Below are 16,056 nucleotides of genomic sequence, written 5' to 3'. Positions count from 1 at the left end.
TATCATATTTTTGATATTCAAATTTCAAAAGATTTGTAACTAAAACTATAATTAACAGCGATTTTTTCTAAGTGATAGCCCTTAGCATTATATTGTGGTAACAGGTAGAAAACTTGGGAAAACTTCGATGTCACCACTGATTTCCATTGTCATCGTCAATTACAATCGGGAGTCTTACCTTGAAGAAGCGATCGCTAGCGTTTTAGCGCAGACATGGCAAGATTTTGAGCTACTAATTTGGGATGATGGCTCTACAGATAAATCGGTGGCGATCGCAAACAACTATGCTCAACAAGATGGGCGAGTGCGGGTAGTCCAAGCAAACCATCAAGGAGTTGCTGCGGCTTGTAAAGCAGCGATCGCTCAAACTAGCGGCGCTTACATTGGTATTGTAGACAGTGATGATATCCTAGCCCCTACCGCCCTCGCCCAAACCGCTACAGTTCTCAACCGCTACCCAGAAACGGGATTTGTTTACACCGACTATTTAAATATCGATCGAGACGGCAAAGTGATTGGCTATGGGCATCGTTGTAACATTCCTTACTCCCAAACAGGTCTGTTGCTAAACTTCATGACTTTTCACTTCCGCCTTATGCGCCGTTCTGTTTACGATCGCGTGGGAGGTGTCAACGCGTCCTTTGCTGGTAGTGCTTATGATTACGACCTGTGTCTGCGACTTTCAGAAGTAACCCAGGTGCGCCAAGTTAAACAGCCCCTCTACTTATATCGAAATCATTGCCAAAGCATCTCTGTTACTAGAAACAAAGAACAAATACTTTGGTCTTCGCGGGCGATCGCTCAAGCACTTTGGCGGCGCGGATTAGCAGACAAGTTACAAATCGATGTAGAATTGCCCACAGGTCGCTTCATATTGCGCCGTAAAAAACCTTTATTGTCTAGTATCGCCGCTTCAGTTTTAGTTCTTGCCTCGCTGGTAAGTCCCAGATTAGCCCAAGCACAACAAATAGTTCCTGCTGCCGATGGTACTGGTACAATTGTTACACCCAACGGCAATCGACTTGATATCATTGGCGGCACAACTTCTCTTGATGGTGCAAACCTCTTTCACAGCTTTCAACAATTTGGGATTTCACCAGAACAAATCGCCAACTTTCAAGCTAGTCCGGCGCTGCAAAATATCCTTGGTCGAATTACAGGCGGGAATGCCTCGGTTATCAATGGTTTAATTCAGGTGACAGGTGGCAATGCTAACCTTTTCTTGATGAATCCGGCCGGATTTATTTTTGGAGCAAACGCCAGTTTAAATGTGCCTAATGCTTTCACGGTGACAACAGCCAACGGCATTGGTTTTGGCAGCAGTTGGTTCAACGCCATTGGTGTGAATGACTACAATGCTTTAGTTGGAAACCCTAATGGATTTGCCTTTAGTACGAACCAGCCAGGAGCGATCGCAAATGCGGGAAATTTGGCAGTAGGTGCTGGGCAAAATTTGAATTTATTAGGCGGTACTGTAGTCAACACCGGGCAACTTTCAGCACCCGGAGGGCAGATTGCCGTTACATCAGTACCAGGACAAAATTGGGTGCGTCTCAGTCAGCCAGGAAATCTGCTGAGTCTAGAAATTCAGCCCCTCGCCTCTAGTAGCACCCAACCCAATAACTGGACAATTCCCATTGCATCTTTACCAGAACTGCTCACAGTTGGTAACACAGGGTTAACTGCCAATCCTGATGGAACTGTAAAATTGACAAACTCTAATGTGACAATTCCCACAACTCCAGGTACAACGATTGTTTCTGGGAAAGTAAGTACATTGAGTCAAACAGGCGGGACTATAACCGCTTTGGGTAAAAAAGTCGCGGTGATTGATGCCAATATTAACGCCTCTGGGAATAATGGCGGCGGTACTGTACTAATTGGTGGAGATTATCAAGGGAAGGGAACTTTACCCAACGCAGATCGGACTTATGTGGACTCCAACTCCGTCATTAATGCCGATAGCAATTTGAATGGGAACGGCGGACGCGTAATTGTTTGGGGTAACGACACAACCCAGTTTTTTGGAAAAATTTCGGCTCGTGGAGGAGCAAATGTCGGCAATGGTGGTTTTGTAGAAGTATCAGGCAAAAATTTCTTAAATTTTAACGGTTTGGTAGATACTTCAGCCGTCAATGGCAGCTTTGGGACTTTATTGCTAGACCCCAGCACATTGACAATTATCGATGGTGGGACAGGTGATTTTGATGCTACAGCAGGCAATATTGCCTTTGGCGATGCAGATATTGGGGCTAACACTGTTTCTTGGGGTGCGATCGCAGCTTCGGGTGCAAATATCAACTTACAAGCTACAGGCAACATAACCATTAATAACATCACCGGAGCTACACCAACAGTGACTACCCCTGGTGTAGCTACATTAAACTTGGGTAATGGCGGTAGCTTTAACCTCTCCTCACAAACTGGTTCTGTAAACTTTATTGACCCTACCAACACCATCCAGACAGTTGGAGGAGCAATCAACATTTCTGGAGCAAGCCTACTACTGGGAAATCTAGATACAAATAATTCTTCTGGCAATAGCGGTAATGTAACCTTATCTGCGAGTGGCGATATCACTGCGGGCAACATTATTGCCAGTGGTCAGGGCTACTCAGCAGGTAATATTACAGTCCAAAGCACAAGTGGTGGAATTACCCTAAATAACCTAGACACTAGTAATATTCAAGGGTTTTCTGGATTTGGATATGGTGGCATTATTATTACGGATGCAGGAACAGTAAATTTGACTGCCGCAGGCAACATCTTAACAGGTGCTATTAATTCCTCTTCCAATGATGCTAATAGCTCAGGTAAGGCTGGCGATGTAGTCGCAACAACCACAGGCGGCAGTATTACTACAGGAGAAATTAACTCATCTGTAGTTAAGGAAGGAGGTGGCGATTTTATCGGCACAGCTGGCGCGATTAGTTTAACTGCTAGAGATAATATCACCGTGAATGACGCCATTAACGCCTTTGCGATCGCTACCGGAGTCGATGGTATTGGAAACGTTACAGCTGGCAATGTTATTTTACAGACTACCAATACTGCTGGCAGCAATATTAATTTTACCAACATCAACACCCAGTCCATAGCAGACGATTTTGTTGATGGAAATACAGTTCAAGGTGGCAATGTGCAAGTGCTAACCAACGGACTGATTCAAGGAATTGGAACCGGTGAAGCGATCGCAACTGGTGGATTATTTACTGGCGAAGGAGGTACTAACGTTCAACCTTCAGCAGGAGGTAGTGTTAGCATTCGCCATGATGGTGGCCCAAACAATGTAGATTTTATTGTCGGTGATGCAAGTGTCAATGGTACAGCAGGGTCAATTAATACAGGTGACAATTCAATAATCGCTAATAGCTTTCCAGTCTTGCCAAATGGTGGCAATGCTAGCGGTACACCAATCGGCATCACCATTACATCTGTCAACACCCCGCCGACATTAACAGCAAACTCATCGCTACCCGATACCCAGACTAATCAACCTGTTACCTTAACGTTCTCTAGTTTGGCTCCGCTGGTCAGCGATGGTAATAATGACATCACCTCCATCAAGGTCGATGTCGTGAATACGGGAAATATCACTGTCAATGGCGTTCCCGTCATCCCTGGTGTTACAACCTTATCTAGCGGCGATACTTTAGTATACACACCTCCAGCAGATACGAATGGGTCACTAAATGCCTTTGTAATTAGTGCAAATGACGGCGTTTCCTCTTCTGCACCTGTACAGATAGGAATCAACGTCAGTCAAACTCCTACTCCGAATCCTGAGACACCGAATCCTGAGACACCGAATCCTGAGACACCGAATCCTGAAACTCCGAATCCTGAGACACCGAATCCTGAAACTCCGAATCCTGAAACTCCGAATCCTGAAACTCCGAATCCCGAAACTCCGAATCCTGACCCCTGCACATTCCAATGCAATCTACCAGATAAACCGAATAACCCTGTCCCCAATAATCCTAAGATTGATGATAACCCCGTTCTTAATAGCGACCCCACTCCCGAAGACAATTTCACAGATGGTTTTGCCGCCCATTTAGACATACCCAGCCCTAGAATCAAAACCCTAGATGATGCCAAAGAAATTGCTCGCAAAATTGAAGAAGCTACTGGTGTGAAACCTGCATTTATCTACATCAGTTTTGTCCCTGTGGAAATTCTACCAGAGGGAAATTTAGGCAAAGCTCAAAAACATACAAAACAGTTAAATACCGTAGCAGAAAAGGATAGCGACCAACTAGAAGTAGTAGTAGTAACCGGAAAAGGCGATCCTATCCGCAAGCGCATCCCAGAAACAACTAAAGCCAAAGTTCTCCAAGTAGCTCAAGAATTCCGTGACCAAATCGTTAGTCCACAAAACCGTCGTCGCACCGGTTATTTGCGTTCATCTCAACAACTTTATCGCTGGATTATTGCACCACTAGAAGCAGATTTACAGGCGAGAAAAATCAACAATCTGGTCTTTTTACCAGATATTGGGTTACGTTCAACCCCAATGGCAGCACTTCACGATGGTAAAGAATTTCTAGCAGAAAAATACAGTATTGGCTTAATGCCTAGTCTTAGTTTGACCAATACCCTCTATAAAGACATCAAAAAATCTCAAATTTTAGCGCTGGGAGTTTCTCAGAGTACTCAGGGACAAGAGCCTTTACCAGCAGTTCCCCTGGAGTTATCAACACTAGTATCTAAACTCTGGCAGGGCAAATTATTGTTAGATAAGCAAGCCACTTTAGAAAATCTCAAAACCATCCGCCGCCAACAACCTTTTGGAATTATTCACATGGCAACCCATGCCGATTTTGCTACGGGTGCTTTGAGTAATTCCTATATTCAACTGTGGGAAGACAAGTTACGCTTGAACCAATTAAGACAGTTGCGCTTGAATGAACCTGAAGTTGAAATGCTAGTGCTGAGTGCTTGTAGAACAGCTTTAGGGGATGAAGAATCCGAATTGGGATTTGCGGGTTTAGCAGTGTTGGCAGGTGTGAAAACTAGTGTTGCTAGTCTTTGGTCGGTTAATGATGCCGGGACAGCAGCGTTGATGACAAAATTTTATGAGAACTTAAAGACAGCGCCAATTAAGGCAGAAGCCCTCAGACAGGCTCAGGTAGCTATGCTCAAAGGGCAAATTTATGTAAAGGATGGACAAGTGCAAGGTTTAGGAGGAGTTGGAAATTTGCCTTTACCTGCTGACAGTGCTGATGAATCACTTATGCATCCTTATTATTGGGCTGGATTTACAATGGTTGGTAATCCTTGGTGAAGATAGGGAATATGAAGTCTTGAAGTAGGCGGGAGGCAGTGTTTCGACTACGCTCAACAACCGGGCAGTTTTCCTTCTGCCTCCTGCCCTCTGCCTCTTGCCTTCCTTGATAAATCGAGCGACGTACTTCTAGTGGATACTACGGTTGAAAGATGTGTCTTCTTACGGATGAACGCTACAATCTATCAGAAAATCAAGAAATAGTTAAATCCAGAGTGGCTTCATGACGGCTAATTTAACACCTAAAGCGACATTTGACTTTATTAACGTGCTATCCCAGGCTGCGGCTAAGTATAGAGAACCAAAAAGTATACGCCCTAGTCCTGAAATCTTAATAAAGGCAGTGCTACAAGCAGAAAAAACTGCCAAGCAACAAAAGTTGACTTATCCGTTTGAGTTTCTGCTCGGTAAATGGCAACTTTGCTTTGTCACTGGCACTAAGAAAAACAGAGGTAGCGGCGGAATTGTATTAGGCAACGGTTTCTATGTACCTAAGTTCATGGCAATCCATGTTTCCTTTAATGCCACTTTGGAACAGGATTCAGACAGAGGCGAAATTGCTAATCAGGTTGAGCTTAACGCAGTTTCACTGAAGCTCACGGGGCCAGTGCAATATTTCGGGAAGAAAAATTTATTGGCCTTTGACTTTAACCAGATGATTATCAGTTTGTTTGGTCGTGTTGTTTACAACAGAGCAATTCGTGCTGGTAAAGTTCAAACAGAAGATTTCTACAACCAACCTATAGCGAAACTACCCTTCTTTGGCTTCTTTTTAGTCACAGAAGATTTCATTGCAGCTCGCGGTCGTGGGGGAGGATTGGCATTTTGGATTCGAGAAACTTAAAGACGCTTGCAAAAAATCAGGCAGTCTTGCTGGAGGTCAAAAGGAAAAGGATTTGACTTATTTGTTTGATTTGTAGCAAGTGGTGCAACCTTTTTTACAAATCAAACAAATACTTCACATCATCTGCGCTTGATTACTTAGGGAGTGATATTCGCCTGATTTGGTCTTTTATCTTGCTTTATCAGAGAAGTATATGCTACTATTGATAATCGTGTGGTTAAGGACGTATAGCTCAGTTGGTTAGAGCGCTACGTTGACATCGTAGAGGTCACTGGTTCGAATCCAGTTACGTCCATTATTTGTACAGTGACTAATTATTTTTCGTCTGCGATCGCATTTGCTATTTCGGGGTTCGCATTTGTTATTTCGGCGAACGCATTTGCTATTTCGGGGTTCGCATTTGCTATTTCGGGGTTCGCATTTGCTATTTCGGCGAACGCATTTGCTATTTCGGGGTACGCATTTGCTATTTCGGGGTTCGCATTTGCTATTTCGGGGTTCGCATTTGCTATTTTGGCGATCGCATTTGCTATTTTGGCGATCGCATTTGCTATTTCGGGGTACGCATTTGTTATTTCAGGGTTCGCATTTGCTATTTCGGGGTACGCATTTGCTACCAAAAGCTTAATTGTGCGTTAAACTTGTTTGCTACCCTTGGTAAGATTCGCTACCACTGCCACCAACTCTTCTGGCTCAATTGGCTTGGATAAATGAACTTGGAATCCAGCTTGCAGAGCGAGCTTGTGTTCTTCATCTCTAGCAAATGCCGTTAGTGCTACAGCTAGCATCTTCTTTTCTTGCTCTGCTTCCTGCGCCCGCACTTTCCGAATCAGAGAATAACCATCCTCATCTGGCATTCCAATATCACTGATTAGAACATCTGGTTTTAATAGTTCTAGTGCTTCCAGGGCTTCACCTACTGAGCTAACTGCCGTCACCCGCCCTCCAGACTTTTCAAGAATGAAGGCAACTAACTCCCGCGTATCGGCATTGTCATCGACAACAAGTATTTGCAAGCCGTTGAGTATTGAGAGGTTCTCGGCTTTTTCTTTACTTTCTTTAATTAACTGTTCTGGTTGCGGTTCTACCAGAGGCAACAACACTGTAAATTTTGCTCCCCTTCCTTCCCCTTCACTAAATGCGCAGACTGTGCCTGAGTGCATTTCTACTAAATGGTGTACAATTGCTAGCCCCAACCCCAAACCATTGTCTGCTCTGGTAGTTGTGCTATCAGCTTGACGGAAACGCTCAAAGATATAAGGTAGAAAGTCAGTACTAATTCCCTTACCTGTGTCAGAGACAGTTATCTGAGCATTTGAGTTTACCTCTTCTAGATAGACTTCAACTCGCCCTCCGTTAGGTGTAAACTTGACGGCATTAGAGAGCAAATTCCAGACAACTTGTTGTAGGCGTTCGGCATCGCCCATAACTTGACCAACTGAGGAATCAAGATGAAATTCAACTTGAATATCCTTAATTTCAGATGTGGGATGTACAACTTCAATTGCCGCCTGAATTATCGGCACAAGGTCAACTTTACGGATATTTAGGCGAATTTGCCCTTGTACAATGCGTGAGACATCCAGGATATCTTCAATCAGTTTTCTTTGAAGTTTAGCATTCCGCTCGATTGTCTCCAATGCCTTAGAAGTAGTTGCTTCGTCCCATTTGCGAGTACGTATTACTTGAACCCAACCCAGCATAGAATTGAGAGGTGTACGAAGTTCGTGGGAAACGATCGCTAAAAACTCTTCCTTGATGCGGTTAGCTTCTTGGGCTTGCTGATAAAGCTGGGCATTTTCAATGGCGAATGCTGCTCGTTGAGCAAGTTCTTCAGCCATTTCTAGGTCTACAGTCGTGTAATGGCGTCCTGGTTGTGCAGACGCAAATAGAATTGTCCCCAGCTTGCGTTCGCGTACTAACAGTGGTACTACCATCTGAGACTTAACTTGGAGTTGGCGCAGCAGACTAAAGTGTTCTTCGTTTGAGGACTTTCTCTGTAATGAAGACTCAAGAATGTTTGTAACCAGTTCCGGCTTACCAGTCCGTAAAACTTTCGCTGGGCCGTAATCAGCATCAACAGGAATTGGATAGCGTTGTTGGAGTTCTCGGATCAATGCTTCCTTCGCTGGTTCTGATGCAACGATGACTGGGTTAGTGAAGACTGGCAAATTATGTTCGATGACATCCACAATACACCAATCGGCAAGAGTAGGCACTGCTAATTGCGCGACGCTAGTTAGGGTAGTGCGATAATCTAAGGAAGATGCCAATACACTACTTGCTTCAGCCAAAAAATTAGAGCGTTTCTCTGCGGCTTGGGCTGCAATTCGGGCGGCTTGCTCATTGGCAAATAACTGCTGGCGCTGCAACTCTAAACGCTTACGCTGGCTAATGTCACGCATTAGCCAGCGCAGAGCAACTGGCTTACCTTTTTCATTACGAACGGTAACTACTGTCAAAGCTACATCAAAACAGATTTTTTCTCGTGGTTGTAAACACACTTCCCATTCCCCGCCTCGGTTAATATGCTGCAACTGAGTTAGGTAATTAAAAAAAGCTCGATGATCTGACTGGGCGATGAAAGTCAGCAGCGGTTTGCCAATCAAAAATCGCTGTGAAACATTGAGCTGCATGGTAGCAGCATGGTTAGCTTCCAGGATAATGCCGAATGTATCAGTTACCAAGTAACCATCAGGTGCAAAATCAAATAATTCTTGGTAGCGCTGACGCTCCTTCTCTACTACGATTCGTGTTGCTTGTAGTTCCTCGGAGGCGATTTTTAGTTCTTCCAGAGTGATTTGCAGTTCCTCAAAAGCTTCTGCTGTTAACTCTTGCTGTGAATACGGCTCACTAGCAGTCTTTTGCACTAATCCCGTTACCCGTGAGCGCAATGTCTCTATTTGTTGACTGAAATCGTCTACATCCATGTTGCTCACTTTGTTTCCAAAGACTAAGAAGCGTAGTTTAGATAAAATATCTCGCAATTATAAATCCAAATGTACGCTAAAGTCCGATCTCAAAACTATTGCTCAAAAGATAGAGGTTTGTCTTGGCAACGCAAGTTCTAGAAAGTGAATTAGAGGTTGTTTGAAAAGTGTTTCGCTGTGACTTTAGGCACTTTTAGATCCCCCCTAACCCCCCTTAAAAAGGGGGGAACCGGAATCAAAGTCCCCCTTTTTAAGGGGGATTTAGGGGGATCTAAAATTTTTGATACCGACAAGAGGACTTTTCAAACATCCTCTTAGACACGATATAGTTGTCTCAACCTCTGGCTATAATTTTAAAATAAAGAATTCATCAAAAAATCTACCTACAGGGTTGTACGGCAAGAAACATAATAGGTAGATTTCAGTAAATGTTTTTATAGCTTAGGGGGACTTAATGCTTACAGCAACACTACCAGAACAATAGATCAAAATTGGCCCAACCAAGTTGCTGATTAAAGAATGAGTGGGTAAATAGTGTAAGCGATGTCTACGATGGTCACTGAGCTGCTGGTGAGTATCTCGGCTTCGCTCGATGGAGCCGGAGTCGAACCATGTCATACTCCTTCAAAGAAGCAAGCTACGCACAGCATCTCCTAGAGAAGTGCGGGCTATGCCTACGCAAATGTGAAACAATCAACCCGACTACAGGCGAGGTAATCTATCTTACTAATTCCCAGTCTCCCTAAATCTGAAAAAAATTGGTTTTAGGGGGATGATGAACACGATCTTTGGTATGAGGTGGGCATGATAAATAGATTATGCACACAACCCTAAGACAATTCTGATGATAAATGCGATCGCTAGTAGATTTCGCCAATTTATGGCTGGGAAAAACAGCCTAATTGGCAGATATGACCCGAAAAACAAAACCAAGCGTTCCTTAGCACTGTATACCTGCATAGGATTAATAGGTGGAATTTTGGCATTGTTATTAATGGCGTCCCCAGGAGTGGCCCAAAAACCACAACCCCAACAACCTTTATTAGTAGCTACACGAGTTATACCGCCCTTTGTGCTATCAAACAAAGGTGAGCTATCAGGATTCAGTATCGACCTCTGGCGCAAAATCGCTAATCAAATAGGTGTAGAGTCTAAATTTATAGAGTATTCCACAGTGCCGCAACTGCTTTCGGCTATTAAAGACAACAAAGCCAACTTGGGAATTTCAGCTATCTCGATTACAGCCGAACGCGAACAGAATTTTGATTTTTCATTACCTATTTTTGCTGGGGGGCTGCAAATTATGGTGAGAAACGCAGAGAGCAATAACAGTGCCTTCCCAAATATTTTGCAATTGTTTTTCTCTGCTGCCCTATTGCAGGTAATAGGTGTTGCCCTGGTACTAATTGTGGTAGCAGCCCATATTATTTGGTTATCTGAACGTCATCACAAAGATGGGATGATTCCCAAATCATACTTTCCTGGCATTTTCAAAGCCTGTTGGTGGGCAGCTGCCACCTTAGCAACCCAAGCTGACGAAATGCCCAAGGGAGTAATGGGACGCCTAGTAGGTATTGTCTGGATGTTCATCGGAGTACTTTTTGCCGCCTACTTTACAGCCAGCGCGACTACCTCATTGACAGTGCAACAGCTTCAAGGTGACATCAGAAGTATAGACGATTTACCCGGCAAGGTAGTGGCTACAACTGCGGGTAGCACAGCCGCCACATACCTACGAGAACATAAGATTTCAGTTTTAGAAGTTACTAAGATTGAGCAAGCTTATAATGCTTTGCAAACAAAAAAAGCTGATGCTGTAGTATTTGATGCGCCTGTACTCCTTTTCTTTGCTGCCAATGAAGGCAAAGGAAAAGTACAAATTGTTGGCAGCATCTTGCGTGAAGAAAGCTATGGCATCATCCTGCCCAATAACAGTCCCTACCGCAAACCAATTAATCAGGCTCTCCTGAGTCTTAAGGAAAATGGCACTTATCAATCGTTATATGATAAGTGGTTTGATGCTGAAAAATCTTGAAGAAGGAAGCAAGGAGCAGGGGAGCAGGGGAGCGGGGGAGCAGGGGAGCAGGGGAGCAGGGGAGCAGGGGAGCAGGGGAGCAGGGGAGAAGTTGTAGTAAGTTTTTCCCCTCTGCCCCTCTGCCCCTCCGCCCCTCCGCCCCTCCGCCTCTTTTCAGCTCCCTTCTTTCGCAAGTTGAGCTTTTGCCTGTTGCCAGAGAGTTTCTAGCTCATTCAAACTGTAATCAGAAAGGGGACGGTCAACAACCGCCTCCATTTTTTCTAATCGCTGGACAAAGCGCTGATTTGTGCCTTGCAAAGCGGTGCTAGGGTCGAGATTATGCCAACGTGCTAGCTGAATCACGGCAAATAGTAAATCGCCTAATTCTGCTTCTTGTCGTTCGGGTGTTTCCTCAGCTAAAGCTTGCTGGAACTCTGCCAACTCCTCATGAAACTTATCCCAGACGCCCTGAATATTTTCCCATTCAAACCCGATCGCCGCAGCCTTTTGAGAAATTTTCATCGCCGCCGTCAGTGGGGGAAGAGTACGTCCATAACGAGCGAGTTTAGCACTAAATTTTTGGGCGTCTGGAGATGCTTCGCCCTTTTCCGCAGCTTTGATTTGTTCCCAATTTTGCCGCACCTCATCCACACTGGCCACCGACACATCACCAAACACATGAGGATGACGGCGAATCAACTTTTGAGAAATCCCCTGAGTTATTTCCTTGAGAGAAAATTGTCCTGATTCACTAGCGATTTGGGCTTGCAATACCACCTGTAATAATAAATCGCCTAACTCCTCAGCGATCGCACCTTTATCTCCACTCTTAATTGCGTCCACCACCTCATAAGCTTCCTCAATTACATAAGGCGTGAGTGTTTCAGGGGTTTGCGCCAAATCCCAAGGACAACCACCATCAGGCGATCGCAATTTCGCCACCACCTCAATTAATTCCTGCAACGCCGCCAAAGTCTCTTCTTGCTTTTCCATACCTCTGCGTACCTCTGCGCTTCCCTTAGCGTTCCTTTGCGTTAAAAAAAATTATTTCTTTACTCTCGGCCGACGACTACCACTCCTCACTTTCCGCCTCTTAATTTTGCCACTAGGAAGCAACCCACGAACCCCCTGTTTTTTAAACCGCTTATAAGCCGAACCCCCCCAATCGCTGAGAGAATGACTCATCGCACCGAGTTCCAACCCCAAAAACAGGGCGACATATTCAGTATCGTATTGCACGAGCGATCGCCCCACAGTTTGTCCCAAATCCTGCCAACTAAAACTCAGATTCCACAACCTTTGGGCGATCGCCAAAGCGAAAATTGCCACAATAGCAAGCAAACACCCCAGATAAAGTATCCGCAGAATCGTGCCAATAATCGGCCCGTGGGATAAAAAAGAACGATGGCGGAGACTTTTTTGATAAGGTAGCCAAATCCAGCGCAAGAAACCCCAGCGTTGGAATTGCACAGAGTAAATATCCAAATCGGGGCCAAACATCAGCCCACCAAAGAGAAACCCGCCTGCAACCAACAAAGTTGCATTGCTACTGCGAGTCTGCCAGAAAGTAACGCCCGCCACGAACGGCAGAGCATACATAGTAATGCGATCGTGCGTCCGACCAGAGGGCATCCTAAATCCTGAGTGACTGAATACTGAGTCAGTATAAGAGAAAAAAAGATTTTCTTGAAACTACTAGCGCAATGCGAAATGTTTTGCTATATTAGTTAAGGATTAGTCAAACGGGCGGTTAGCTCAGTTGGTAGAGCGCCTGCCTTACAAGCAGGATGTCATCAGTTCGAGTCTGGTACTGCCCATCTACTGTACATTCGCAGATTAAATGTTGGTTGTAACTTTACCCATAAGTTTGCCGCAACTGCAAGCTTATGGTTAAAATTTAAACTGGCAAATTTATCCTTCCAGTTTTTGAAGCTTATAGGTAAAACTATAACAGCTTACAAACCAAGCTCACGTCGTGCATCATTCAAAGCAGCACGGACGGGCTATTGACCAAGCATGTTGCTTTAGATGCTTAATAGTGACAGTATTAGCCCCTTCTGTTAAAGCATCTTTGAAAGCGCGTTTGAGCTAGTCTTTGAGGATACCAACACATCCCAAAGTACGTTCATAAAAATATTTCCAATGACTAACTAAATCTGGAGTTTCTGCAAGTGGCATCTGCTGCTGGAAACTTAATAATACACTTTTGAAAGCTTGCACATCCTCTGGAGTGTCAGCACAATAACGGCAAAAATGAATATCAACACTACGACGTGAGAGTTGACCGCTCAAATTACGGAATGTAAGTAGTTCGTATGTTCCTAACAGACAGTGCAAGATGCCTGATTTTTATGGGTTTTGCCAAATTAGGAACGGTGGCATTCGTCAAAGATAAACGTAGCGATTTTTGTAATTGCCTTGTTGGGTAATCTGGTTAGTGACTTGATATTGGTTTTGACACCAATGTTCGGTGTTGAGGAATTCTAGGTAAAAGGTAGTGCGATCGTCGCGGTTGAGTTGCATTTTGTCGCGCAGGCGTTTGGCGCGATCGAAGACGTTGCCTTTGTCGAGGTAGTTGAGGATTTGCTTAAATTCTCCGTCGCTAAACTGGGTTTTATTATGCTTTTCTAGTTCGGCTTTATTATGTTTTTCCAGTTGGGCTTTCAGGTTGGCTTTGAAATCTTCGGCATTGCGAAGGGTGACAAGTTCGTAGTCTAATCCTCTTAGACGTTCAATCAGTTTTTGTTCAAGTTCGGCTTCGGTTTGGGGCATAGGGAAATGAGGAATGGGGAATGAGATAAAAGTATTACCTACTACCTATTCTCTAATGATGTCTGTTGGGGTTTCTGGAGTGAGGGTTAAACCGCGATAGACTTGTTCAATGGGGAAATTGAGGTTAATGCTTTTGAGTTCGATTGTGTCGCCTGCTTTGTAATTGATAATTAACCAGTCGCCTGCGTCGTTTTTGTGATATAGGTCGATTTCGATGCTGGTGGAACTGACTAGTAGGTAATCGATTAAGGCTGGGTTTTGGCGGTACATTCGGAATTTGCCGCCTCTGTCGTAGGCTTCGGTGCTGGCGGAGAGGACTTCGACAATGAGGCAGGGATAGGTAATATATTGGGTTGTGGTTTTATCGCGATCGTCGCAGGTAACGCTGGCATCTGGGTAGGTATAGTTATTACTGCCAAGGATATTGACTTTGACATCAGAATTTCCGGTGATGCAACCTGTATTTTCTAAGTTGCTGTCGAACATGGCGGTGAAGCGGATGGCGATACGACCGTGATTAACGCTACCGCCGCTCATGGCGTAAACTTTGCCGTCGATGTATTCGTGTTTTTCCAGTTGGGTTGCTTCCCAGGCAAAGTACTCGTCTAGGGTGAGGTGGGGGACGTTGTTTTTGGCTGCGATCATTGTGGGGAAACTCCTGGATTGGATGACTCGCACATTTTCATATAGAAAAATCTCTGCTGCACTTTATTTTACACAAATAGATTTATCCGTAATGCCCTACTCTTCGTCTAACTAATGCTTGTTCATCAAGGAAGGTTTGTAGTCAGGAATATCTAGTTGATAAAAATTTTGACCTATATGAAAGGCTTGACCCGCTAAATAAGGATAAATTAAAGGAATTTGTTGATGATAAATCCGAATTCTTAGACCAGATTGAGCAGTGAGTTCAAGCAAATTTTTTCTGGTCGGTATTCCAGCAATCGGATGAATCCCAATATTGTTTAGTTCATGTAGTGAGGGACAAATATCTTGCCATGATTCGCCAACTCTTTTGCTCTCGCCTGGGAATCAAACTTTAATTTGTTATCCCACTGCTGTGCTTTGCGGAACTTTTCAACAGCGCCATCAATATCATCATTTCGCGCTAACTTCTCACCTTGGATGACTAACACTGCCGCTCCCTGCGCCAACCGCGATCGCGTTTGGCATGATTGCAACTCTTCTAACACTTCTGGATGGGCAATGAGGTAATTATTTAGTAAGTTGCAACCACTGTGTAATAAATTATCGAAATCCAAATCCCATAAAATTATTGTCTTGTCCCAACTAGCAGAAGCTAACTGTTGTCCATTGGGGCTATAGGCGACGCTATAGACATCACTGCTATGACCAGTCAGGGTTTTCAGGAGTTGACCACTGCTGACATCCCAGATTTTGATCGTCTTGTCATCACTTGCAGAAGCTAACTGTTGTCCATTGGGGCTGTAGGCGACGCTAATGACCTCACTGCTATGACCAGTCAGGGTTTTCAGGAGTTGACCACTGCTGACATCCCAGATTTTGATCGTCTTGTCCCAACTTGCAGAAGCTAACTGTTGTCCATTGAGGCTGTAAGCGACGCTAATGACCCAATTGCTATGACCAGTCAGGGTTTTCAGGAGTTGACCACTGCTGACATCCCAGATTTTGATCGTCTTGTCACGACTAGCAGAAGCTAACTGTTGTCCATTGGGGCTGTAGGCGACGCTATAGACCGAATCGCTATGACCAGTCAGGGTTTTCAGGAGTTGACCACTGCTGACATCCCAGATTTTGATCGTCTTGTCAGTACTTGCAGAAGCTAACTGTTGTCCATTGAGGCTGTAAGCGACGCTAATGACCCAATTGCTATGACCAGTCAGGGTTTTCAGGAGTTGACCACTGCTGACATCCCAGATTTTGATCGTCTTGTCACGACTAGCAGAAGCTAACTGTTGTCCATTGGGGCTGTAGGCGACGCTAATGACCGAATCGCTATGACCAGTCAAGGTTTTCAGGAGTTGACCACTGCTGACATCCCAGATTTTGATTGTCTTGTCCCAACTTGCAGAAGCTAACTGTTGTCCATTGGGGCTGTAGGCGACGCTAAAGACCCAATTGCTATGACCAGTCAGGGTTTTCAGGAGTTGACCACTGCTGACATCCCAGATTTTGATCGTCTTGTCACGACTAGCAGAAGCTAACTGTTGTCCATTGGGGCTGTAGG

12 protein-coding genes and 2 tRNA genes are annotated in these 16,056 nt (G+C 44.5%); 5 read left to right on the top strand and 9 right to left on the bottom strand.

The features are described from left to right. The first annotated feature begins 127 nt into the window (after positions 1-127). From AC1F2U_RS13165 to AC1F2U_RS13155, 3 genes are all read left to right on the top strand, one after another. Positions 128-5,287: a CHAT domain-containing protein gene (locus AC1F2U_RS13165; RefSeq protein ID WP_480261517.1), complete on the top strand. Its 5,160-nt coding sequence runs from the start codon at positions 128-130 to the stop codon at positions 5,285-5,287. A gap of 223 nt (positions 5,288-5,510) precedes the next feature. Continuing rightward, positions 5,511-6,131 carry a hypothetical protein gene (locus tag AC1F2U_RS13160; protein WP_480261516.1) on the top strand — a complete coding sequence of 207 codons (621 nt, stop codon included), beginning with the start codon at positions 5,511-5,513 and terminating at the stop codon, positions 6,129-6,131. Between the two features lie 221 nt (positions 6,132-6,352). Next, positions 6,353-6,426 (top strand) — tRNA-Val (locus AC1F2U_RS13155). A gap of 19 nt (positions 6,427-6,445) precedes the next feature. Here the strand turns inward: AC1F2U_RS13155 and AC1F2U_RS13150 are convergent. Both AC1F2U_RS13150 and AC1F2U_RS13145 read right to left on the bottom strand, forming a co-directional pair. Continuing rightward, positions 6,446-6,751 (bottom strand): hypothetical protein, encoded by a 306-nt coding sequence (locus AC1F2U_RS13150; protein WP_480261515.1) that lies wholly within the window; start codon positions 6,749-6,751, stop codon positions 6,446-6,448. Positions 6,752-6,766: 15 nt separating this feature from the next. Further along, a complete protein-coding gene (locus AC1F2U_RS13145) occupies positions 6,767-9,061 on the bottom strand; it encodes a PAS domain-containing hybrid sensor histidine kinase/response regulator (protein ID WP_480261514.1) in 2,295 nt (764 codons plus the stop codon). A gap of 844 nt (positions 9,062-9,905) precedes the next feature. On the opposite strand from AC1F2U_RS13145, the gene AC1F2U_RS13140 reads away from it, so the two are divergent. Then, entirely contained in the window at positions 9,906-11,096 is a 1,191-nt protein-coding gene (locus AC1F2U_RS13140; protein WP_480261513.1) for a transporter substrate-binding domain-containing protein, read from the top strand. Positions 11,097-11,249: 153 nt separating this feature from the next. Here AC1F2U_RS13140 and mazG read toward each other — a convergent pair whose 3' ends face one another. Together mazG and AC1F2U_RS13130 are read right to left on the bottom strand one after the other, a co-directional pair. Next, positions 11,250-12,068 carry a nucleoside triphosphate pyrophosphohydrolase gene (gene mazG, locus AC1F2U_RS13135; protein WP_480261512.1) on the bottom strand — a complete coding sequence of 273 codons (819 nt, stop codon included), beginning with the start codon at positions 12,066-12,068 and terminating at the stop codon, positions 11,250-11,252. A gap of 51 nt (positions 12,069-12,119) precedes the next feature. Further along, positions 12,120-12,707 carry a metal-binding protein gene (locus tag AC1F2U_RS13130; RefSeq protein WP_480261511.1) on the bottom strand — a complete coding sequence of 196 codons (588 nt, stop codon included), beginning with the start codon at positions 12,705-12,707 and terminating at the stop codon, positions 12,120-12,122. 112 nt (positions 12,708-12,819) lie between these two features. Between AC1F2U_RS13130 and AC1F2U_RS13125 the strand changes: the two genes are divergently transcribed. Continuing rightward, positions 12,820-12,892 (top strand) — tRNA-Val (locus tag AC1F2U_RS13125). Positions 12,893-13,163: 271 nt separating this feature from the next. Here the strand turns inward: AC1F2U_RS13125 and AC1F2U_RS13120 are convergent. The 5 genes from AC1F2U_RS13120 to AC1F2U_RS13100 form a co-directional block, all read right to left on the bottom strand. Further along, positions 13,164-13,412 (bottom strand): hypothetical protein, encoded by a 249-nt coding sequence (locus tag AC1F2U_RS13120; RefSeq protein ID WP_480261510.1) that lies wholly within the window; start codon positions 13,410-13,412, stop codon positions 13,164-13,166. A 48-nt stretch (positions 13,413-13,460) separates the two neighbouring features. Beyond that, positions 13,461-13,847: a type I restriction endonuclease gene (locus AC1F2U_RS13115; protein ID WP_480261509.1), complete on the bottom strand. Its 387-nt coding sequence runs from the start codon at positions 13,845-13,847 to the stop codon at positions 13,461-13,463. A gap of 45 nt (positions 13,848-13,892) precedes the next feature. Continuing rightward, complete coding sequence (locus AC1F2U_RS13110) at positions 13,893-14,492, bottom strand: Uma2 family endonuclease (RefSeq protein WP_480261508.1); 600 nt, start codon at positions 14,490-14,492, stop codon at positions 13,893-13,895. Between the two features lie 111 nt (positions 14,493-14,603). Beyond that, the gene (locus tag AC1F2U_RS13105) at positions 14,604-14,783 is read right to left on the bottom strand and encodes a type I-MYXAN CRISPR-associated protein Cas6/Cmx6 (protein WP_480261677.1); all 180 of its coding nucleotides are present in this window, start codon (positions 14,781-14,783) and stop codon (positions 14,604-14,606) included. Between the two features lie 29 nt (positions 14,784-14,812). Beyond that, on the bottom strand, positions 14,813-16,056 hold a 1,244-nt coding region (locus tag AC1F2U_RS13100), incomplete at its 5' end, for a WD40 repeat domain-containing protein (protein WP_480261507.1).

The sequence above is a fragment of the Nostoc sp. LEGE 12454 genome, assembly GCF_056620565.1.
Note: the sequence above shows the minus strand (reverse complement) of the source record. Positions and strands in the feature narration are given on the sequence as shown.

Excerpts from the sequence above, each read along its gene's own strand:
- AC1F2U_RS13165 (WP_480261517.1), top strand. The coding sequence starts at position 128 with ATGTCACCACTGATTTCCATTGTCATCGTCAATTACAATCGGGAGTCT.
- AC1F2U_RS13160 (WP_480261516.1), top strand. The coding sequence starts at position 5,511 with ATGACGGCTAATTTAACACCTAAAGCGACATTTGACTTTATTAACGTG.
- AC1F2U_RS13145 (WP_480261514.1), bottom strand. The coding sequence starts at position 9,061 with ATGGATGTAGACGATTTCAGTCAACAAATAGAGACATTGCGCTCACGG.
- AC1F2U_RS13140 (WP_480261513.1), top strand. The coding sequence starts at position 9,906 with ATGATAAATGCGATCGCTAGTAGATTTCGCCAATTTATGGCTGGGAAA.
- mazG (WP_480261512.1), bottom strand. The coding sequence starts at position 12,068 with ATGGAAAAGCAAGAAGAGACTTTGGCGGCGTTGCAGGAATTAATTGAG.
- AC1F2U_RS13130 (WP_480261511.1), bottom strand. The coding sequence starts at position 12,707 with ATGCCCTCTGGTCGGACGCACGATCGCATTACTATGTATGCTCTGCCG.
- AC1F2U_RS13115 (WP_480261509.1), bottom strand. The coding sequence starts at position 13,847 with ATGCCCCAAACCGAAGCCGAACTTGAACAAAAACTGATTGAACGTCTA.
- AC1F2U_RS13110 (WP_480261508.1), bottom strand. The coding sequence starts at position 14,492 with ATGATCGCAGCCAAAAACAACGTCCCCCACCTCACCCTAGACGAGTAC.